General features: G+C 42.0%; 20 protein-coding genes. 14 read left to right on the top strand and 6 right to left on the bottom strand.

Translation table 11 applies throughout. The features are described from left to right. Positions 1-361: 361 nt before the first annotated feature. The 8 genes from AC3WLU_RS06485 to rpsN all read left to right on the top strand — a co-directional run bounded on the left by AC3WLU_RS06485 (position 362) and on the right by rpsN (position 5,886). Positions 362-1,729, top strand: a complete 1,368-nt coding sequence (locus AC3WLU_RS06485; protein WP_413008086.1) for an alkaline phosphatase — start codon at positions 362-364, stop codon at positions 1,727-1,729. A gap of 20 nt (positions 1,730-1,749) precedes the next feature. Then, positions 1,750-2,397 (top strand): DUF4352 domain-containing protein, encoded by a 648-nt coding sequence (locus AC3WLU_RS06480; protein WP_413008088.1) that lies wholly within the window; start codon positions 1,750-1,752, stop codon positions 2,395-2,397. A gap of 103 nt (positions 2,398-2,500) precedes the next feature. Then, positions 2,501-2,653, top strand: a complete 153-nt coding sequence (locus AC3WLU_RS06475) for a YpzG family protein (RefSeq protein WP_072272311.1) — start codon at positions 2,501-2,503, stop codon at positions 2,651-2,653. A gap of 194 nt (positions 2,654-2,847) precedes the next feature. Continuing rightward, positions 2,848-3,228, top strand: a complete 381-nt coding sequence (locus tag AC3WLU_RS06470) for a nucleotide excision repair endonuclease (protein ID WP_413008149.1) — start codon at positions 2,848-2,850, stop codon at positions 3,226-3,228. 157 nt (positions 3,229-3,385) lie between these two features. Continuing rightward, a complete protein-coding gene (locus AC3WLU_RS06465) occupies positions 3,386-3,556 on the top strand; it encodes a hypothetical protein (protein WP_400450258.1) in 171 nt (56 codons plus the stop codon). A gap of 411 nt (positions 3,557-3,967) precedes the next feature. Next, positions 3,968-5,155 carry a GTP-binding protein gene (locus AC3WLU_RS06460; protein ID WP_492597059.1) on the top strand — a complete coding sequence of 396 codons (1,188 nt, stop codon included), beginning with the start codon at positions 3,968-3,970 and terminating at the stop codon, positions 5,153-5,155. A gap of 22 nt (positions 5,156-5,177) precedes the next feature. Beyond that, the gene (gene rpmG / locus AC3WLU_RS06455) at positions 5,178-5,327 is read left to right on the top strand and encodes a 50S ribosomal protein L33 (protein ID WP_034310390.1); all 150 of its coding nucleotides are present in this window, start codon (positions 5,178-5,180) and stop codon (positions 5,325-5,327) included. 289 nt (positions 5,328-5,616) lie between these two features. Further along, positions 5,617-5,886 (top strand): 30S ribosomal protein S14, encoded by a 270-nt coding sequence (gene rpsN, locus AC3WLU_RS06450; protein ID WP_057277996.1) that lies wholly within the window; start codon positions 5,617-5,619, stop codon positions 5,884-5,886. Between the two features lie 758 nt (positions 5,887-6,644). Here rpsN and AC3WLU_RS06445 read toward each other — a convergent pair. Continuing rightward, positions 6,645-8,288, bottom strand: coding sequence for an alkaline phosphatase (locus tag AC3WLU_RS06445; protein ID WP_492597058.1), 1,644 nt, complete (start codon positions 8,286-8,288; stop codon positions 6,645-6,647). Between the two features lie 177 nt (positions 8,289-8,465). Beyond that, positions 8,466-8,870: a VOC family protein gene (locus AC3WLU_RS06440; RefSeq protein ID WP_054398933.1), complete on the bottom strand. Its 405-nt coding sequence runs from the start codon at positions 8,868-8,870 to the stop codon at positions 8,466-8,468. Between the two features lie 304 nt (positions 8,871-9,174). Between AC3WLU_RS06440 and AC3WLU_RS06435 the strand changes: the two genes are divergently transcribed. From AC3WLU_RS06435 to AC3WLU_RS06425, 3 genes are all read left to right on the top strand, one after another. Further along, positions 9,175-9,444, top strand: a complete 270-nt coding sequence (locus AC3WLU_RS06435) for a DUF1292 domain-containing protein (RefSeq protein ID WP_413004459.1) — start codon at positions 9,175-9,177, stop codon at positions 9,442-9,444. 176 nt (positions 9,445-9,620) lie between these two features. Then, positions 9,621-10,055, top strand: coding sequence for a cell wall hydrolase (locus AC3WLU_RS06430; RefSeq protein ID WP_430187395.1), 435 nt, complete (start codon positions 9,621-9,623; stop codon positions 10,053-10,055). 146 nt (positions 10,056-10,201) lie between these two features. Beyond that, the gene (locus AC3WLU_RS06425) at positions 10,202-11,668 is read left to right on the top strand and encodes a PAS domain-containing sensor histidine kinase (protein WP_230135493.1); all 1,467 of its coding nucleotides are present in this window, start codon (positions 10,202-10,204) and stop codon (positions 11,666-11,668) included. 37 nt (positions 11,669-11,705) lie between these two features. On the opposite strand, the gene AC3WLU_RS06420 is transcribed toward AC3WLU_RS06425, so the two are convergent. Further along, on the bottom strand, positions 11,706-12,698 hold the full coding sequence (locus tag AC3WLU_RS06420) for an NADPH:quinone oxidoreductase family protein (RefSeq protein ID WP_440439566.1): 993 nt from the start codon (positions 12,696-12,698) through the stop codon (positions 11,706-11,708). 162 nt (positions 12,699-12,860) lie between these two features. On the opposite strand from AC3WLU_RS06420, the gene AC3WLU_RS06415 reads away from it, so the two are divergent. Continuing rightward, the gene (locus tag AC3WLU_RS06415; RefSeq protein WP_034310415.1) at positions 12,861-13,301 is read left to right on the top strand and encodes a peptidylprolyl isomerase; all 441 of its coding nucleotides are present in this window, start codon (positions 12,861-12,863) and stop codon (positions 13,299-13,301) included. A gap of 77 nt (positions 13,302-13,378) precedes the next feature. On the opposite strand, the gene AC3WLU_RS06410 is transcribed toward AC3WLU_RS06415, so the two are convergent. Both AC3WLU_RS06410 and AC3WLU_RS06405 read right to left on the bottom strand, forming a co-directional pair. Then, complete coding sequence (locus AC3WLU_RS06410; RefSeq protein ID WP_492597009.1) at positions 13,379-14,317, bottom strand: oxidoreductase; 939 nt, start codon at positions 14,315-14,317, stop codon at positions 13,379-13,381. Positions 14,318-14,424: 107 nt separating this feature from the next. Continuing rightward, the gene (locus tag AC3WLU_RS06405) at positions 14,425-15,195 is read right to left on the bottom strand and encodes a sulfite exporter TauE/SafE family protein (protein WP_492597008.1); all 771 of its coding nucleotides are present in this window, start codon (positions 15,193-15,195) and stop codon (positions 14,425-14,427) included. 214 nt (positions 15,196-15,409) lie between these two features. Here AC3WLU_RS06405 and AC3WLU_RS06400 point away from each other — a divergent pair, with 214 nt between their 5' ends. Beyond that, positions 15,410-16,192, top strand: a complete 783-nt coding sequence (locus AC3WLU_RS06400; protein WP_034310422.1) for a TrmB family transcriptional regulator — start codon at positions 15,410-15,412, stop codon at positions 16,190-16,192. 274 nt (positions 16,193-16,466) lie between these two features. On the opposite strand, the gene AC3WLU_RS06395 is transcribed toward AC3WLU_RS06400, so the two are convergent. Further along, entirely contained in the window at positions 16,467-16,820 is a 354-nt protein-coding gene (locus AC3WLU_RS06395) for a hypothetical protein (RefSeq protein WP_106027115.1), read from the bottom strand. A gap of 165 nt (positions 16,821-16,985) precedes the next feature. Between AC3WLU_RS06395 and nagZ the strand changes: the two genes are divergently transcribed. Then, complete coding sequence (gene nagZ, locus AC3WLU_RS06390) at positions 16,986-18,221, top strand: beta-N-acetylhexosaminidase (RefSeq protein ID WP_492597007.1); 1,236 nt, start codon at positions 16,986-16,988, stop codon at positions 18,219-18,221. Positions 18,222-18,261 lie beyond the last annotated feature (40 nt).

Here is an 18,261-nt window from a genome sequence, read left to right as displayed (position 1 = left end):
ATGAGACCCCACAGGCGTTTTCGCCGAGGAGGCTCACCGCCGCCCGCGGAAAGCGAGCATCTGGAGGGGAAATCAACCACAACTCACTACCTGGTAAATAGCAACAAAGTATGTGAAAACAGCCATTTTTTTCTCCATTAATAGCACATTAAACTCCTAACAATCATCCGATTTGAAGATGTTCAATGGCCTGTAAATATACCCTAGCTACTGATGACTTCCCTGAATAACCAATTCCACATGCTGTCTTTACTTTGTCTTAACAATTATCCTGTCACTTTTTTACATAGCCTTGACATTGAGTTCATTTTCTTCACCTATAGTTAAATTAAATAGAAAACATTAACGGGAGGTCATTCATTTGAATCGCAATTGGAGTAAAAAGGTTTTACCCATCACGCTCGTTTCTGCATTGGCATTTGGAAGTTTATCATGGTCCGGTGCGGATCGTGTTTCGGCAAAGGGGAACCCAAATAAAGAACCGGAAATCAAGAACGTTATTTTCCTTATCGGTGACGGCATGGGTGTTTCCTATACCTCCGCTTACCGGTATTTAAAAGATAATCCTGGTACGAAGGTGGCAGAACGGACAGAGTTTGATAAATACTTGGTTGGCCAGCAGATGACTTACCCAGAAGACTCTGCACAAAATATAACGGATTCAGCTTCAGCCGCTACGGCAATGTCTGCAGGAGTGAAGACTTATAACGCTGCCATTGCAGTTGATAATGATAAATCCGAAGTCAAAACCGTATTGGAAGCAGCAAAGGAAAAAGGAAAAGCGACGGGATTGGTTGCCACTTCGGAAATCACTCATGCTACGCCTGCATCTTTTGGCGCCCATGATGAAAATCGGAAAAACATGAATTCAATCGCAGACGATTATTATAACGAATTAATCAAAGGCAAACATAAAATTGACGTCCTATTGGGCGGAGGGAAGTCCAATTTTGTCCGGCCTGATGTCAATTTGGCGAAAGCCTTCGAAAAAGACGGTTACAGTTATGTGACGGATAAAAATCAAATGCTAAAGGACAAAAATGATCAGGTTCTTGGTTTATTCGCTTCTGAAGGACTTCCGAAAATGATAGACCGCCCAAGTGAAACGCCTTCTTTGGCAGACATGACAAGTTCGGCGATCCAGCGCTTGAATAAAGATAAAGATGGATTCTTCCTTATGGTCGAGGGAAGCCAGGTCGATTGGGCAGGACATGATAATGATATCGTAGGTGCAATGAGTGAAATGGAAGACTTTGAAAAAGCATACAAAGCGGCCATGGAATTTGCGAAGAAAGACAAACATACCTTAGTGGTGGCTACGGCGGATCACTCTACAGGAGGATTCTCGATCGGAGCAAAAGGAATATATAACTGGTACGGTGAGCCAATCAAGGCAGCCAAACGCACTCCTGACTTCATGGCGGATGCCATCGTCAAAGGCGCTGATGTCGAAAAGACGCTAAAGCAATTTATTAACCAAAATGTAGTGAAGTTAACTGAAGGTGAAATCAAAACGGTAACTGAAGCTGCCAAATCAAAAAATGTGACGAATGTCGATAATGCCATCGAAGCCATATTCGATAACCGGACCAATACTGCCTGGACTACTGGGGGACATACGGGTGAAGATGTTCCAGTCTACGCATACGGGCCATATAAAGATCGTTTTGCCGGGCAGGTCGATAACACGGATCAAGCCAAAATCATTTTTGAGCTATTAAAGAAATAATGACTTCAGGGAGGGATTCAATGAACAGACTGATAATCGGTGCCCTGTTATTAACGGCATTTGGTGCTCTTAATACCCAACCAGCTTACGAAGAAGAAACGACAGCTAAAGAAAAAACAGAGGAAATTGCACGACCACTGGAAAAAAAGGATGTCTATGTTCCGAATCCGCAGCTTCCTGATGATAGAAACTTGAACCAGATCGGACAGAACGTTTCCGATGCCAAAGGCGAATTAACCTTGAAGGCCTATAAAAAAGTGAATGAAACGTTGAATGTTGGCCCGATCGAGGTTAACATCAAAGAAATGAAAGTGATGCATGCCACTCCGGATTACAGCATGATCGATTTCTTCCACGGCTATACGCATGATGAAGATTTCGATATCGTAAAAGTGAACGTGGAAATCAAAAACAATTCGGATAAAAAAATTAAGTTTTCGCCAGTTGCTTTCCTTGAAACGGACAGAGGAGAACATCTGACATGGGAAGATGAGATCTATTTGGAAGAACTTACTGGTGAAATAGAAGGAAACGGTTCAAAAAGCGGAAACATTGGTTTCATTCTAAATGATGGAAACATAAAAGGCATATCCGTCATGTCAAGTGATGCGGTGAATGACGAAGGGAAAGTCCTTGCAAAAGGCAAGTCAGCTGAATTCGCTTTTTAAAGAATATGTATAAATGGCTTGGAAAAATAAAATACTAGAACAAGTGATGGGGATTACTATCACTGAACGGAATATCCAAATCCTAATGATGAGGTGACACAGAATGAGCTATAAAGATCAATTAGATCCACATTCTCAAAAGTTTCACCATAATTGGACAAGACCTAAGCGTTCGAAATCTCAAGTTAATGGCCACACGCAAGAATCACAAACAAACATTATACTAAGAAGCAATGCAAAGGCTCACAGGTGGTAACGGATATTTCCGACAAAGAAGGAGGCTCCCAGCGAGTCTTCTTCTTTATATTTAGAATCATCTTAATCCAAGTAAGGCATTCATGGCTTTTCACTCATAATTATGATACCATTTACCTTTGAGATTGAAGTGATGAGCTTGGCGTGAAACTGAAGTCGATTGAAAGTTTCACCTTATACAAATAGAGGACGTGAATTGTATTGATTAAAATTGAAATCCCTGCAGCGGATATAAGCATCAAACAAAGAAAGCAAGTTATAGAAGGAGACGAAGCTGTCATTCCTGAAATTTACGGGTTTATCGATTTTCATTTGATTCCCCGTGATAAAGGCGGAATCATCTTGTTTTACAATGAGAATGATGAACTGATTTTTGTCGGTAAAGCCCGTAAATTAAGACCAAGGGTCAAGAAGCATTTCGAGGATAATGTTTCTCCGATTAAAGAGCACCGTAATGAAGTCAAGAAAATTGACATTCTTTTAGTCGAAGACGCTATGGAACGTGAAATCTATGAAACGTACATGATCAACAAGCTTCATGCTAAATACAACGTCGATAAAGTGTTTTATAAATAAGAAACACCTATGAAAAGCTGACTGCATATGCACTCAGCTTTTTTTGTGTTTAGGGATATGTACAGAAATAATTTCGTACATTTACAGCAGCTACATGTTAGGTTAACAATGTTGGTTTATATTTAGAGTATTCCAATACATTCTCAGGAGGAAGCTATTGAAGAAAATACTTTGTAAAAAGGTGTTGGTTATCTCGATCGGGACAGTGATTGCCTTTGGGAATTTAACGTGGTCCATATCACAAGCTTCTAAGCTGGCGAAACAGAGAGAGATTGAAACTTTTGAACAAAAGACAGTAACATCTTCAGGGTGGGAAATGGCGGAATAAGCACAATGGCCAATAATTTTTTTCTCGATTTGCAACAAAGAAAAAGAAAAATGTATTGGATAATGAAACGTTGTTAATGATCAGCTGTTTGTAAATATAGAGGTACATTAAAATGATTAAACTGCAATGGAGGTTCCTTACACATGATGTAATGTGTGATTGGGCTTCCATTTAATTTTATTGTTTTAATGTCAGACCCTTTCATTTATCCGTGGTGTGTCGGAGCAAGCGTGATTACATGGGTTCATGAGAAGTATTCGGAGGCAATTTTAAAAAAACTTGCAAATAGTAATGATTACGTTTTATTATTAGAGAGTGTCTTTATATGGTGATTGCTTCGGCATTTAAATCGTAATGATTTTGATTTACTTGAAGCAAAGATATTAGGTAAAGGAGTGGTAAGGGTTGGAGATGAAGAAAATTCCGATTACGGTATTGAGTGGATACCTTGGAGCAGGAAAGACGACGCTTTTGAATCATATTCTTGAGAATAGGGATGATCTGAAGGTTGCCGTCATCGTTAATGATATGAGTGAAATCAATATTGATGCTTCGCTGGTCAAACAGGGAGGGTTTACCCGGACGGATGAAAAACTGGTGGAAATGCAGAATGGCTGCATTTGCTGTACGCTTCGTGAGGATTTGATGATTGAAGTGGAGAGATTGGCGAAACAAGGGGACATTGATTACATCGTGATTGAATCGACTGGGATAAGCGAACCGGTCCCTGTAGCCCAAACCTTCTGTTATGTTGATGAAAGCATGGGAATTGATTTATCGAAATCTTGCCGGCTTGATACGATGGTTACCGTTGTTGATGGGTATAATTTTTGGCAAGACTTCACTTCCGGAGAAACGCTTATTGACAGGATGCAGGCAACTGATGCTGCGGATGGCAGGGAAGTGGTCGATCTATTAATAGATCAGATAGAGTTCGCCAATGTCATCCTGTTAAATAAGATCGATCTGATGGATGCTGATGCCGTTGCGGAATTGAAGGCGGTTCTTCATAAAATGAATGCCGATGCGAGAATTATCGAAACAAACCATTCCAAGGTGCCGCTAAAGGATGTATTGAATACACATTTATTTGATTTTGAAGAGGCAAGCCAAGGAGCCGGCTGGATAAAGGAATTGAATGAAGAGCATATCCCGGAGACCTTGGAGTATGGGATTTCTTCCTTCGTTTACAGGAGGGGAATACCCTTTCATCCCGAACGGCTGATGGAGTGGTTGGAAAACTGGCCCGTACAAGTGGTGAGGTCGAAGGGATTCCTTTGGCTGGCATCGAGAAATGATACGGCAGGCTTGCTTTCGCAGGCAGGACCGTCATTGACTTTACAAGCAGCCGGTAAATGGATTGCAGCTTACCCTGAGGAAGAACAGCGCCAAATTTTAAAGGAAGCACCTGAATTATTGGAACGGTGGAATGCAGTATACGGTGACAGGATGACGGAGCTTGTGATGATTGGCATTCAAATGAATCAACAGGAAATCGAAAATGAATTAGATCAATGCTTATTGACGGAAATGGAGATGCAGCAGGATTGGTCTCTTTATGAAGATCGATTGCCTGCATTTACGGAAATCGTTCATTAAAAAACTTTAGGAGGAAATAGAAATGAGAGTAAACATTACGTTAGCATGCACAGAATCAGGGGACCGAAATTATATTACGACGAAAAACAAGCGGAATAATCCGGACAGGATCGAATTGAAAAAGTACTGCCCGCGATTGAAGAAACACACGCTTCACCGTGAAACGAAGTAATTTTAAGGTTTAAATCGTAATGATTATGTTTTATCGAAGAGAATGGATGTAAAAGGAGGGAGGATTGGCTGAACAATTGGATAACCACATTCCGCTCAGCGTAAATCATGTGACCGGTATCGCAGTCGTTGCAATGGCACCCACCCGTGACATATAAACCAAGCATTGGCTGAACTTGAAATGCTCCCGATATCCAGGAATATATCGGGAGCAAGACAGGCAGCGGAACGAATTGTGAATAGTTTATAGATTTTTCATACAATCAAGATTTAAAAAAAGGAGAATATAAATGGCGAAAAAATCCAAGGTGATAAAAGCGCAAAAACAGGTGGCAATGGTCGAAAAGTATGCAGAACTTAGAAAGGAATTGAAGGAGAAAGGGGATTATGCCGCATTGGCCAAACTCCCTCGTGATTCCTCGCCGACAAGGGTTCACAATCGTTGTGGAGTAACGGGGAGGCCCCGTGGATATATGCGCAAATTCAACATGTCGCGTATCGTTTTTAGGGAACTTGCTCATAAAGGGCAACTGCCGGGTGTCAAAAAGTCAAGCTGGTGAAGCGGGGAGTTCTAAATCATTCATAAGAAAAGGGCCCTTGTTAAAAAAGGGCCCCTCAGTTTGGCGACAAAAAGGGGATGGAGTCCGAATAAAGGGCAGTGTAGTGCTTGTTTATACGGACGAAACCTCATTAGATTGAAGAAAAATTGCGGCACTCCTGCCGAAAAACTGGCTAGCCGAGACCCCACAGGCGCTTGCGGTGGCTTGGCAGACAGTCAGCGGAAAGGGAACGGATTTCTGAAATCTACTGGAATGTTTTCTAGAAAAAACTGAAGGCTGTCTCATCCCAACTTATATTTAGGACTAGTTAATCCTTTAAGTTTTTTACCTGTAATCCTCATTGGATGGAAGAAATCTGCGACAATCCTGCCGAATAACTGGCTAGCCGAGACCCCACATGCGTTTGCGGTGAGGAGGCTTGGCAGACAGTCGGCGGAAAGGGAGCGGATTTCTGAAATCAACTGGAATGTTTTCTAGAAAAAACTGAAGGCTGTCTCATCCCAACTTATATTTAAGACTAGTTAATCCTTTAAGTTTTTCACCTGTAATCCTCATTGGATGGAAGAAATTTGCGGCACTCCTGCCGAAAAACTGGCTAACCGAGACCCCACAGGCGTTTGCGGTGGGTGAGATGGCTTGGCAGACAGTCGGCGGAAAGGGAGCGGAATCTGAAATCAACTGGGGCTTTAATTGATTTGTTTACAGTCTGAGGAGCCCTTGTTAAAAACAAGGGCTCCTTCCCATTCAAAAGTGTTTGCTTACTTGACTGCCTTTAATGCTTGTTCGGATATATAAAAGTCTTTTCCGTTGTAAACGGTGATCGCATTAATTTCTTTTTCTTTAGTGGATTTAGGAGTCTTGCTGATAACGATATTCTTATTTGCAGGCAACTCCACTTTTTGCTGCCCCTTTTTCGCTACGAAAACCGGGTTATTCGGGTCTGTAACATCAATGCGGGTTGAATATCCTTTTTTCTCAAAGGAATCTTTAGCATTCATGTATAGTTTGTTCGATAGTTTTTGTAAATCAAAGCCCATGAAATCGGCCATTTTTTTAGCGAGGTCTGTATTCTCCACTAATCCAGTCGGTTTTGAAGGGCCATAAGAATAAAGGAATACGTCTTCCCCTGTATGCCCGCCAGTTGTAAAGCCAATGTTGGCACGGTTAGCAAGCAGCTTTGTCATTTCTGCACCTACATTTTTAGAAGAGGTAAGTTTTGCTGTTTCTTCAGAAGTCAGATTATCCAGTCCATACAGTGCTGCAACTTCTTTCAGATTGGAATGATCTGGTTTTAGCTTACTTAAGGCCCCTTCAACAGTCATTTTCGCTTTCTTTAATGGATCGATATAAGCTGATACGGGTGTTTCCGGGTAGGAGGAGTTCGTGTTTCCGTTACCCATTGTAATTCCGCTGTTCCCATGGTCCGTTACAGCAATGACCATCGTGTTTCCGTCATTTTTTGCAAACGTAAGGGCTTCGTTCACGGCATCATCAAAAGCTAAAGTATCACTAATCATTCCGATCGTGTCGTTTCCGTGAGCAGCCCAGTCAATCTTGCTTCCTTCAACAAATAAGAAGAAGCCATCTTTATCTTTTTTCAAGGTTTTAAGGGCTTTATTGGTCATTTCAGCTAAAGTGGGTTCACTTGGCTTTGTTGTTTTACGATCTAAATCATATGCCAGGGCGCTTGGTGCAAAGCTTCCCCAAATTTTATTCGATTTGGATTTTAACAGCTCGTCACGGGTTTCAACAAAATCATATTTGTCTTCATCGAGCACTTCCAAAAGGTTTTCTCCATCCATTCTTGCATTTTTTGTTTTACCTGGTAAAAGGGATTCTTTGCCGCCTCCCAAAACGACGTCAATCCCCTGATAAACCTGCTGTTCCGCAATATCACCATAATTGCTTCGATGTGTCACGTGAGCGGAGAAGCCTGCGGGTGTAGCATGCTGGATTTCAGATGTAGAAATGATGCCAGTAGCCTTTCCGGCTTGTTTCGCACCCTCCAAAACGTTAGCGACTGGTTTATGGGCATTTTTCGGATTAACCGGATCGAGCCCTGGAGAATTAACGATGGTTGGCAGGACACCGACAAATTTATCATTTGATTTATTTCCTGTCGCAAGCGCTGTTGCTGCAGGAGCTGAGTCGGTAATCGCCGATTCAGCCGAGTATGTACGCATGCCGCCAGACAGCATTTCGTCCATGGCTAGATTATCGCCTTTATACCACCTTGAAAGGGTTGTTGCTCCTGTGCTTGTTCCATCCATCACCATCATGATGACGTTGGTTGGTTCTTTTTTCTTGTCTTTAGCCTGAACATCTTCCTTCATTGTTGAGATACCAAGTGATGATATGGCCACCGCGCCCGCTAAAGTAATTCCTGCTACCTTTTTGCTCATTTTCCCCAAAATGCATACCTCCAAAAATATGATTACATTTAGGATAAATGCAGTATATTAAGAAATTACTTCATGTAAGTAAAGAAAGGATTTTTATCCTGTAAATTTTGTTTGGAGAATAGAGTGAATGTTAAAAAAAGCAGAAGTCTATAAGACTCTGCCTTTTTAGGATGGTTTTTACCTTTGGAAAAATTCAATCCACTCTTTTTCCGGTCCATATACGTAGAAATAGCGATAACCATTCGGAAGGGTGACAATCTCTTCATCAATCAGTTCGGTGTTATCCAAGCTTTTGATCCGGGCATATTCTTCTTCGATATCATCCACGGTAATGGCAAAATGGTGGATCGTTGCTTCGGAGGGAAGTGTGTCGCTATATCCCTGAATCAATTCTATTTCTGTTTCGTCCGACTCTTCGTAACCGAGGAATGCCAGTTCGATCACTCCATTAGTATGAGTCATGCGTTCCTTTAATTTCAAATCCAGCACATCTTGATAAAAGGCGATGGATTTTTCAAGATCTTTTACAACAACGCCAATGTGATCGACCCTTTTTACAGCCAAGAAATCTTCCTCCTTCATTAAAACCGTATGCAACTTGCTAATAGTAGTATATATAAGATTATTCGGAATTAAATTACTTTTTTATAGCCGTTTTTAGATAATTTTTAAAATGATGTTAATAAAGAGGAATTATTGGTAAATAATGAAAAAATGATAAATGGCTATGGGATAATACTTTTCTTCCATAGTATCTCTTGATAGATTCTTTTATTGGAAAGAAATGTATTCATCATTTTCCAGGGCAAAAATTTGTTTCTAAATGGAATAGTCGATATACTATGGAAACAACTCCATTATTAATGGATAGGAGAGGAGAGGTAGTATGGGAAAAATTCGTGAAGGTGAAGTTTTCACTCTTACTGATGACAGTGATGAAGGCCATGAAGTTGAGGTTTTAGGTTCATTGGATGTAGAAGGAACGGAATATGTTGCAGTAGGCTTGCTTGAAGATATTGAAGAGGATACGGATGAAGATATCGATATTTTCTTTTTCAGGGTCGAAGGCGAAGGTGAACTGCTCGATATCGAATCGGATGAAGAATTCGAAAAGGTATCATCGGCGTTTGAAGCGGCATTTGAAGCGAAAGAATGACAAGATAAAAGACGGCACAATGTGTGCCGCCTTTTTTATATGTATAAGGAAAGTATCGGCCCCGCCTTCGCCAAATACCATGATAGCCACGCGTGCTATCCAGCCTTACTTAAGTATAGGGTTGTATTATTGATAGGACGTGTACTACATATGAAGATTTTGTTAATAAACGGAGTATTTTTCCATATCGAAGACATAGGACTGATGCCGATATTGCCTTATTGGCAAGATTGCTTAGGGCGGAAGGCGAGGGTGAAGGTGATCAAGGTATGCTGATGATCGGTAATGTCGGGGTCAATCGGATTAGGTCGAATTGTTCCGATTTCAAAGGGTTGAGGACGATTCCAGACATGATTTATCAGGAGCATGCCTTTGAGGCTGTACAGAAGGGGTATTTTTATCAGCGGGCAAGAGACAGGGAAAAGAGGCTTGCACGCCGTAGCGTAAGCGGCGAAAGGCTATGGCCTTCGAAATTTAGCCTATGGTACTTCAGGCCACCGGGAGATTGCCCGGCAACCTGGTATAATCAGCCCCTTGTCGGGCGTTTCAAGCTCCATTGCTTTTATGAACCAACAGGTACAGAATGTCCGAATATTTATAATACATTTTAAGGAAATGGCTGAACCTGATGGGGGTTTGGCCTCTTTGTGCATCAATCCTTAACTTGGAAAAAACATATGATAAAACTGGCAAATGATTTACTGATACTGTAAAATTGAGACTGTAAATTTCCGGATAAGAAAGGAATAAAAAATTGATGAGTAAAAGGCTTATTGATTATGGACAAGGGCAAATGGGAGAACAGCCGGAGGATAGTACCGAGAAATTCAAGTCTTTCATGGAGAACAACCCGGACGCCATTTCAATTGTTGATCTGGAAGGAAAGACCCTTCAGGTTAATGCAGCTTTTGAAGAGTTTTTCGGATGGACGAATGAGGAGCTCATTGGCATGCCGTTTCCAATTATTCCTGATTTCTTGAAGGAGTCAGTCAATGAATTGCATGACCAAATTAAGGCTGGGGTACAAAAGAAAGGCTTTGAAACGGTCAGGTTAAGGAAGGATGGCCAGTTAATCGATGTAAGCATCTCCCTGTTTAATATCCGCGATAATGAAAATGAGCCGTGCGCATTGGTTTTCGTTTATCGGGATATTACGAATCAAAAACTTGCTGAAGCTGCCTTGAAGGAAAGTGAACAAAGGTATCGCAGTTTAGTGGAGGTGTCACCTGAAGCGATTTTTGTACATCGCAATGGGATCATCGAGTATATGAATCCCATGGGGGCAAAAATGCTTGGGATGGATAGTGTGGAAGATATTATCGGTAAATCGGTTTTTCAGTTCGTCCACCTGGAGTCCCGGGAAAGTGTACAAAAAAGAATCGAAATAATGAGGGACGATCATCAGGCGGTTGGTTTACTGGAACAAAAGTTCATTCGGCTTGACGGACAAGAATTTTATGGAGAAACACTCGGTCTTCCGATTATTTATAAAGGGCAACCAGCCATACAGGTTTTCTGTAGGGATATTACGGAGCGTAAAAAGACCGAAGAGCTGCTCTGTAAATCCAATATGTTATCGGCAGTGGGACAGATGGCTGCAGGCATCGCACATGAAATAAGAAATCCATTAACTACGGTCAAAGGGTTTTTGCAATTATTAAGGGAAGACCCTGAGCAAAAGGACTATCTTGAAATGACGGTCAGTGAAGTTGAAAAAATCGAAATCCTGGCCAATGAGTTTTTAAGTTTAGCAGAGCCTGAAGCGAAGGTTTGTGAACTCATTCAGCTTAACGAGATATTGGACAGTGTGATTACGTTAGCCGAATTTCAAGCGATATTGAATGATGTCGAAATCATCAAGGAATATACTACGGATACGGCATCAGTCTTTGGCGAACCGAATCAGTTAAAACAAGTATTCACGAATGTCGCCAATAATGCGATAGAAGCCATGCCGAATGGGGGCAAACTTCATATACAGTTAAACCATGAAGGTGACTCTGCGATGATCCGGTTCATTGATCAAGGCTGCGGAATCTCAAATGAACGCATGAAGCATCTAGGGCAGCCTTTTTATAGTACATCTGAAAAAGGAACAGGGTTTGGGCTCATGGTCAGCACCAAAATCATCCATGAACATAATGGGGAAATTCATTTCACTAGCGAAGTGGGAGAAGGGACGATTGTAGATATCAGTCTCCCTATCTATGAAAGTTCACAATGAAAAGTGACGAGAAGCCATGCTCTCGTCACTTTTTGGTTCATAGTTTAACGATCGTCCTGCCTCTTGCTTCCCCTTTTAATAGGGTAGGAAGGACGTCAGGCAATTCTTTAAGTGTAATTTCCTGTTGAACGAGCTGTTCCAAATCCTCCAGTTTAAAGTCGGTGGCAAGTCGGTGCCAAACTTTCAATCTTGTATCCATCGGGCAATTGACCGAATCGATCCCAAGTAGATTAACACCTCTTAGGATGAATGGAAAGACGGTGGCAGGAAGGCTTGTCCCAGCTGTCAATCCGCTGACCGCCACAGCTCCGCCATACTTGATTTGGCTAAGGACCGAAGCTAACGGTTCACCGCCGACGGGATCTACCGCCCCGCTCCACTTCTGTTTGCCCAGAGCCCGAAGCTTGCCATCATATACATCTTCACGCGATACAATGGTCGACGCACCGATTGCCTTCAAATATCCATGTTCCGATTCCTTTCCTGTACTAGCCTCAACGGAATAGCCAAGTTTGGAAAGGATCGAGACGGCAAAACTGCCGACCCCGCCAGTTGCACCAGTGACAAGAACGCTCCCTTGCTCAGGTGTGAGGTTGTTTTCTTCCAGCCGCAGAACCGATAGTGCTGCAGTGAAACCGGCCGTTCCGATGATCATCGCCTCTTTCATTGTTAGGCCATCAGGAAGCGGGACGATCCACTCTGCAGGAACACGGGCAAATTGACTATAGCCCCCTGATTGGGAAACGCCAATTCCATAGGAGGTCGCAATGACTTTGTCTCCTTCTTTAAAGCGGGAATCCTCAGATGAAACGACAACACCAGCCATATCAATTCCCGGAACGATCGGATAGCTGCTGACAATGTTTCCATTTGGAATGGCTGCAAGGCTATCTTTATAGTTCACACCGGAATAATGAACACGGATGAGCACTTCACCTTGAGGTAGATCATCAAGTGATAGCTCCTGAATGTTAACGGTGAATTGATCATCTTGCTTATTCACGACTAATGCATCAAATTGCTGTATCATGGTTCGTTCCCCCTTATAATAATGAATCTATCCCATTATAAAAGAAAAAATAGAGGAATGTATAATGATACAATTCGAAATAAGTAGCGCTTCCTTTTCTTTCTGCTACTAAAAATGGTACTATTAGATTTGATTCAGTTCATATTAAAGGAGATGTTTAACATGGCTAAAAAAGGATACATACTTATGGAAAATGGAGAAAAAATCGAATTCGATCTTTTCCCGAACGAAGCACCTAACACAGTGGCTAACTTCGAAAACTTGGCAAACACAGGATTTTATAATGGCGTAGTCTTTCACCGTGTAATCCCTGGTTTCGTAAGCCAAGGCGGAGATCCAACAGGTACAGGCGCAGGCGGAAGCGGCACACAAATCAAATGTGAAACAGAAGGAAACCCTCATAAACATGAGGCAGGAAGCCTATCTATGGCACATGCTGGAAAAGACACAGGCTCAAGCCAATTCTTTATCGTGCATGAACCCCAACCGCATCTTAACGGTGTTCACACAGTATTCGGTAAAGTGACTTCTGGACTTGAAACAGCCAAAGCTATGAAAAATGGCGACAAAATGGAAAAAGTCGAAGTTTTTGACGCTGAATGATGGAAGCGAAAAGAGGGGGCATTATGCTCCCTCTTTCTTTTTGCTCTGTTCATGAGCGAAGACAGGGAAATATAGAGTCATTTTGGCGTCATGCTTTCAGTGAAACGATATTTGACCTCTGTCAAGGTTTCTGAAATATCCCATAATCTTTTCGACGTTTCGTCATTATATAAGGTGTCGATGATCTCGTCTTTTCTGGGAAAGCCTTTTCTGCCCTTCTTTCCATCGGGTCCGATATACTCCCCGCCTGTCAATGCAGGTTCCGTTGCGGCATAAAGGGTAGGCAATGCTCCCATACTTGCCGGCTGGGTGATGGTTTTGGAAAGAAAGTGCACGAATCTATTTATGGGTTTGCCAGAACCGCGTGACATGAGATTAGTATGGGAAAGGCCCGGATGACAGGCAACACTGATCGGGGGTGCGCCATGCTGGTTGAATTTATTCTGTAATTCGCGGGCGAAGAGTAGATTGGCCAGCTTGCTTTGCCCATAGTATTTCATTGGTTTATAACCGTTTTCACCATTTAGATTTTCGAAGTCTATATATCCATTGATGGCGGCCAAGCTGCTCAATGTGACCACACGCGATTTTGGCGTAGAAAGGATACACGGAAGAAGGAGGCCTGTCAAAGCAAAATGACCGAGGTGATTGCTGCCGAATTGCAGCTCGAAGCCATCCTTCGTCCTACTGTAGGGCGGAATCATCACACCTGCGTTATTGATGAGGACGGAGAGAGATTCATAGTTTTCCTGAAAGGAAGCGGCAAAATGCCGAACGTTGCTCAAATCACTTAAATCCAGCTCCATCACACGTACATTTGCCTTTGGATGGACCGATAAGATTCTATCGACCGCCTTTTCACCCTTTGAAGCATTCCGGACCGCAAGGATGATCTCTGCCCCCTTACCGGCCAATGCAAAAGCCGTTTCGAAGCCAAGCCCGCTATTTGCACCAGTAATCACAATGGTTTGCCCCGATACATCTGCCATTTCTTCGCCATTCCACTTTTCAATCATCCAATCACACCTTTCCACACAGTCTTTACCTATCATATACCCAAATAATCCCTATATGTCACATTCTGTGCGGGGAACAGTGTGCTGTCGTCTATTTTTTAATAAGATTAGCCGCCCATTAAGTAATCCATTATATTTTTCACGATCAAAATGACGGTCACGATGATAAATAATACTCTTACATATGCCACCCCTTTCTTAATGGCAAATTTAGAACCGGCCAACGCTCCTGCTATCATGGAGATTCCCATTGGAATTCCGTAGGAAAAGTTGACGGTATCAAGGAATATGAACATGATCAGTGCCGCCAAATTACTTCCGAAGTTCAAAAATTTGGCATTTCCTGCAGAGTTCAAAAAATCAAAGCCAATCATTAAAAAGGCAAACAAAATGAAGGATCCCGTTCCAGCGCCCAAAAAGCCATCATAAAAACCAATGGCAAATATAGCGAACGCAAATAGTGCAGCCTTTTGCCATGTGAGTGTATGGTAAGTCGATTTCTGGCCCCAGTCCTTTTTAAAAAAGGTATAAATGGCAATAGTTATTAATAGAACCAAGATCATTGGCTTTAATAATTCAGGCGAGACGAAATTGACAACCCAGGCTCCTAGCAGGGAACCTATGAAAATCAATGGGAAAAGTTTTGAAACCAATTTGAAATCAACCTTACCTGAGCGAATGAAAGCAATGGTGCTTGTTAAAGACCCCATGGAACTTGCTAACTTATTCGTAGCGATCGCTGCTGACGGGGAAAGTCCTGAAAATAATAAAGCGGGTATCGAAATCAGGCCGCCGCCGCCGACCACGGAATCAATGAATGCTGCCAAAAATCCGAAAAACATCAGCAGCAAAAGTGTCGAAATTTGTATATCTTCCATCCAAGAAGCCTCCGTATCGATGGCATTATGGCTGAAATGCTTGTTTTGCTGGAGCCATAATCCATGCGTTCATATTAGTCACTATTTAGATAGTAACTAATAAGAACCATTCTGTAAATAAGAATATTTGAGCCATACTGTTTGAAATCGAATAGATTTCGATAAGAGATTTGGTATGATAGGCATATAACTTACCAAAGCACTAGGAGGTACTATGCAAGATATCATTCAAAAACTACAGTCTCTCGGGTTTAGTCAATATGAAGCAAAGGCTTATGTTTCTTTGGTTCGCCAAGGCCCAACCAGTGCCTATCAAGTAAGCAAGGAGTCAGGAATTCCAAGGGCCCGCATCTATGAAATATTAAATGGACTGCAAGAAGAAGGAATCGTCTTAAAAGAGGAAATCAATGACTCGATAAAATATTCACCGCTGCCAGTCGATGTTTTTTTGGAATCGGTTCAATCAAAATGGAACAATACCTATCAATCCATCAGCCATACATTAAAGCAATTCGAGAAAAACGAACCGATGTCCGACAATCGTGTAATGACGCTTAAAGGTGAAGGGCACATCCTATCCTTCTGCCGTACCTTGATTCAAAAAGCCGAGAAAAGGGTGGTGGTTTCCCTATGGGACGAGATGTATGGAAAACTTGAACAAGAGCTAATAGGGGCCGCTGCGCATTGCACGCTGAAGGGGATTGCATTTCAGGTTGAAAACCCATTATCAGGTATAGATATACATCGCCAAACAAGCTATGTGGAGAATATTGGAGAAAACAAATGGTTCATCTTATCCATTGACGGCAAGGAGACGATTTACGGCCCTTCGCCCGAAACGAGAGAAACGGCGTTTTACACAGATGATCCCATTCATATCAATTTTCTCGAAAATTACATTTGGCATGATATCCTCGTTAACCGCTTGGTTAAAAAGGATGAAGAAGATGCCGAGAAATGGATTTCAAGTGAAAGAGACCGTTTTTTCTCCCTATAAGATTTGAAAAAAAGCTGATAACCCCATATGCAGGGGATATCAGCTTTTTTATTTTGGCTCTTTTCGAAAAGATTGTTGTTTTTAAAACGAAACTATTTAAGGTTGATTGGAGTGGAAGTGCGAGACTCCTGCGGGATTAGCGGGACAGGTGAGACCCCACAGGCGTTTATGCCGAGGAGGCTCACCGCCCGCACCAAGGAAAGCGTGCATCTGGAGGGGAAAACCGAACTACTTGTTAAATAGCAACAAAGTATGCGAAAACAGCCTTTATTTTTCATTCGGCTAAAAGGGTTTTAGGAAATCTGATGGCCGTGGGCAAGCTGGATTTATCTCGATAAGACCTGTAAGACACAATCGTATGATTATGCGCTTGAACATCCAACTGGAGAACCTGTGAGCTTTTCAATTCCAAATAGTACGTAACGTCTTCTTTTTGTAAATGATAAAAGGAAAAAGGTATCCCTAAAAGGTTTTTCCTGATTAGTTTTGTTTCGGGCTGATTGATGATGTGCTCACTCAATTCCGCTATCGTAACAGAAGTTTTTCCTGTAATGGCTGTTATTTTTTCTTTTGCATAATCGACTGCATGACTGAAAGTGCCGGCAATGTTCTTCAAGATTCCGTTCATGGGTGCATCTCCTTTGAATTAGGCTATGTATGTAGTATTTATACGCGGCTAATGGTTTATGCAAAAAATCGGCAATGATGATATAGAATCGTCACTTTATGAACATGATTAAGAAGTGTGCAACAAATATAAAAGGGCAATCAAGAAAGGACAGAAGGTCAAAGCATGAGGAATAAAAAAATATTTATGGGCCTGCTTTTCATCGCAATCCTCGCTTTTTCAGCCGTGTTCATTCAGTTGAATATGGATGTCGATTCCAGAGCGGAAAAAGGGGAGGACGACGATGCGGATAATCATGAGAGAATAGAGAAATTGCTGAATAAAATGACGCTTGAAGAAAAAATCGGACAGCTTATGATGGTTGGTTTCAGGGGGACTGAAAAGAGCGATGAAATTACGGAGCTCATCGAACAAAAACATATAGGAGGTGTCATCTATTTTGACCGCAATATGAAATCACCTAAACAAGTGGCCCGGTTATCCAACTCGCTTCAGCAAACGGCCAATCAAAGTGCACATTCGCTTCCGTTGATGGTGGCCATCGATCAGGAAGGCGGGGACATCATCAGGATGAAGGAAAGGGTATCGCCCCTCCCTGCGCAACAGGATCTTGGGAAAAATGCCTCTATTGAAGACATGTACAAGGTGGCCAGGTTGAATGGGACAGAACTGGGCTCCATGGGGATTAACATTAATTTTGCCCCTGTACTTGATCTATCAAAAACGGATAAACGTTCATTGGGGCAAGATCCGGAAAAGGTCTATCAATACGGGAAGAAAGCCATTCAAGGCTTAAATGATGTATCGATAACGGGTGCATTGAAGCACTTTCCCGGCAACGGACGCAGCGAAATCGATCCGCATGTCGAAACTTCATCCGTGGAGGCAAACCAACTTGATCTGGAAAATTCGGATATCTATCCCTTCAAGCAAATCATAAGTGAAATGGATAACCAAAAGTTTTTCGTGATGGTGACCCACATTAAATATCCAGCCTATGATAAAGAAAAACCAGCAAGCCTTTCTAAAATCATCATAGAAGACCTGCTTCGGGGGAAACTCAAATATGAAGGACTTGTCGTTACCGACGATTTGGAAATGGGAGCCGTGAACAAGTACTTCTCCTATGATGAGATGGGGAAGCAGGCAATCCTTGCAGGAGCTGACTTATTACTCGTCTGTCATGAATATTCCCATGAGCTTGAGGTATATAACGGTTTACTGCAATCAGTAAAAGCAGGGGAAGTTCCAATGGATAGAATTAACGAGTCAGTAAAAAGAGTGTTGACATATAAACTTAACAACATGAAGCAAACGAAAGCTGACCCTGATCAAGCTGAAAAAGTCGTGAAAAATCCCGAAAGCATAAAGTTCATCGAAAGCCTGAGCGAGGATGAATAAAGCGAAACCGCTCTCTCAAAAAGGTGCTTTTGTTTAAATC

The sequence above is a fragment of the Peribacillus sp. FW305-BF15 genome, assembly GCF_058783805.1.
This window is presented reverse-complemented; position numbering and strand designations above follow the sequence as displayed.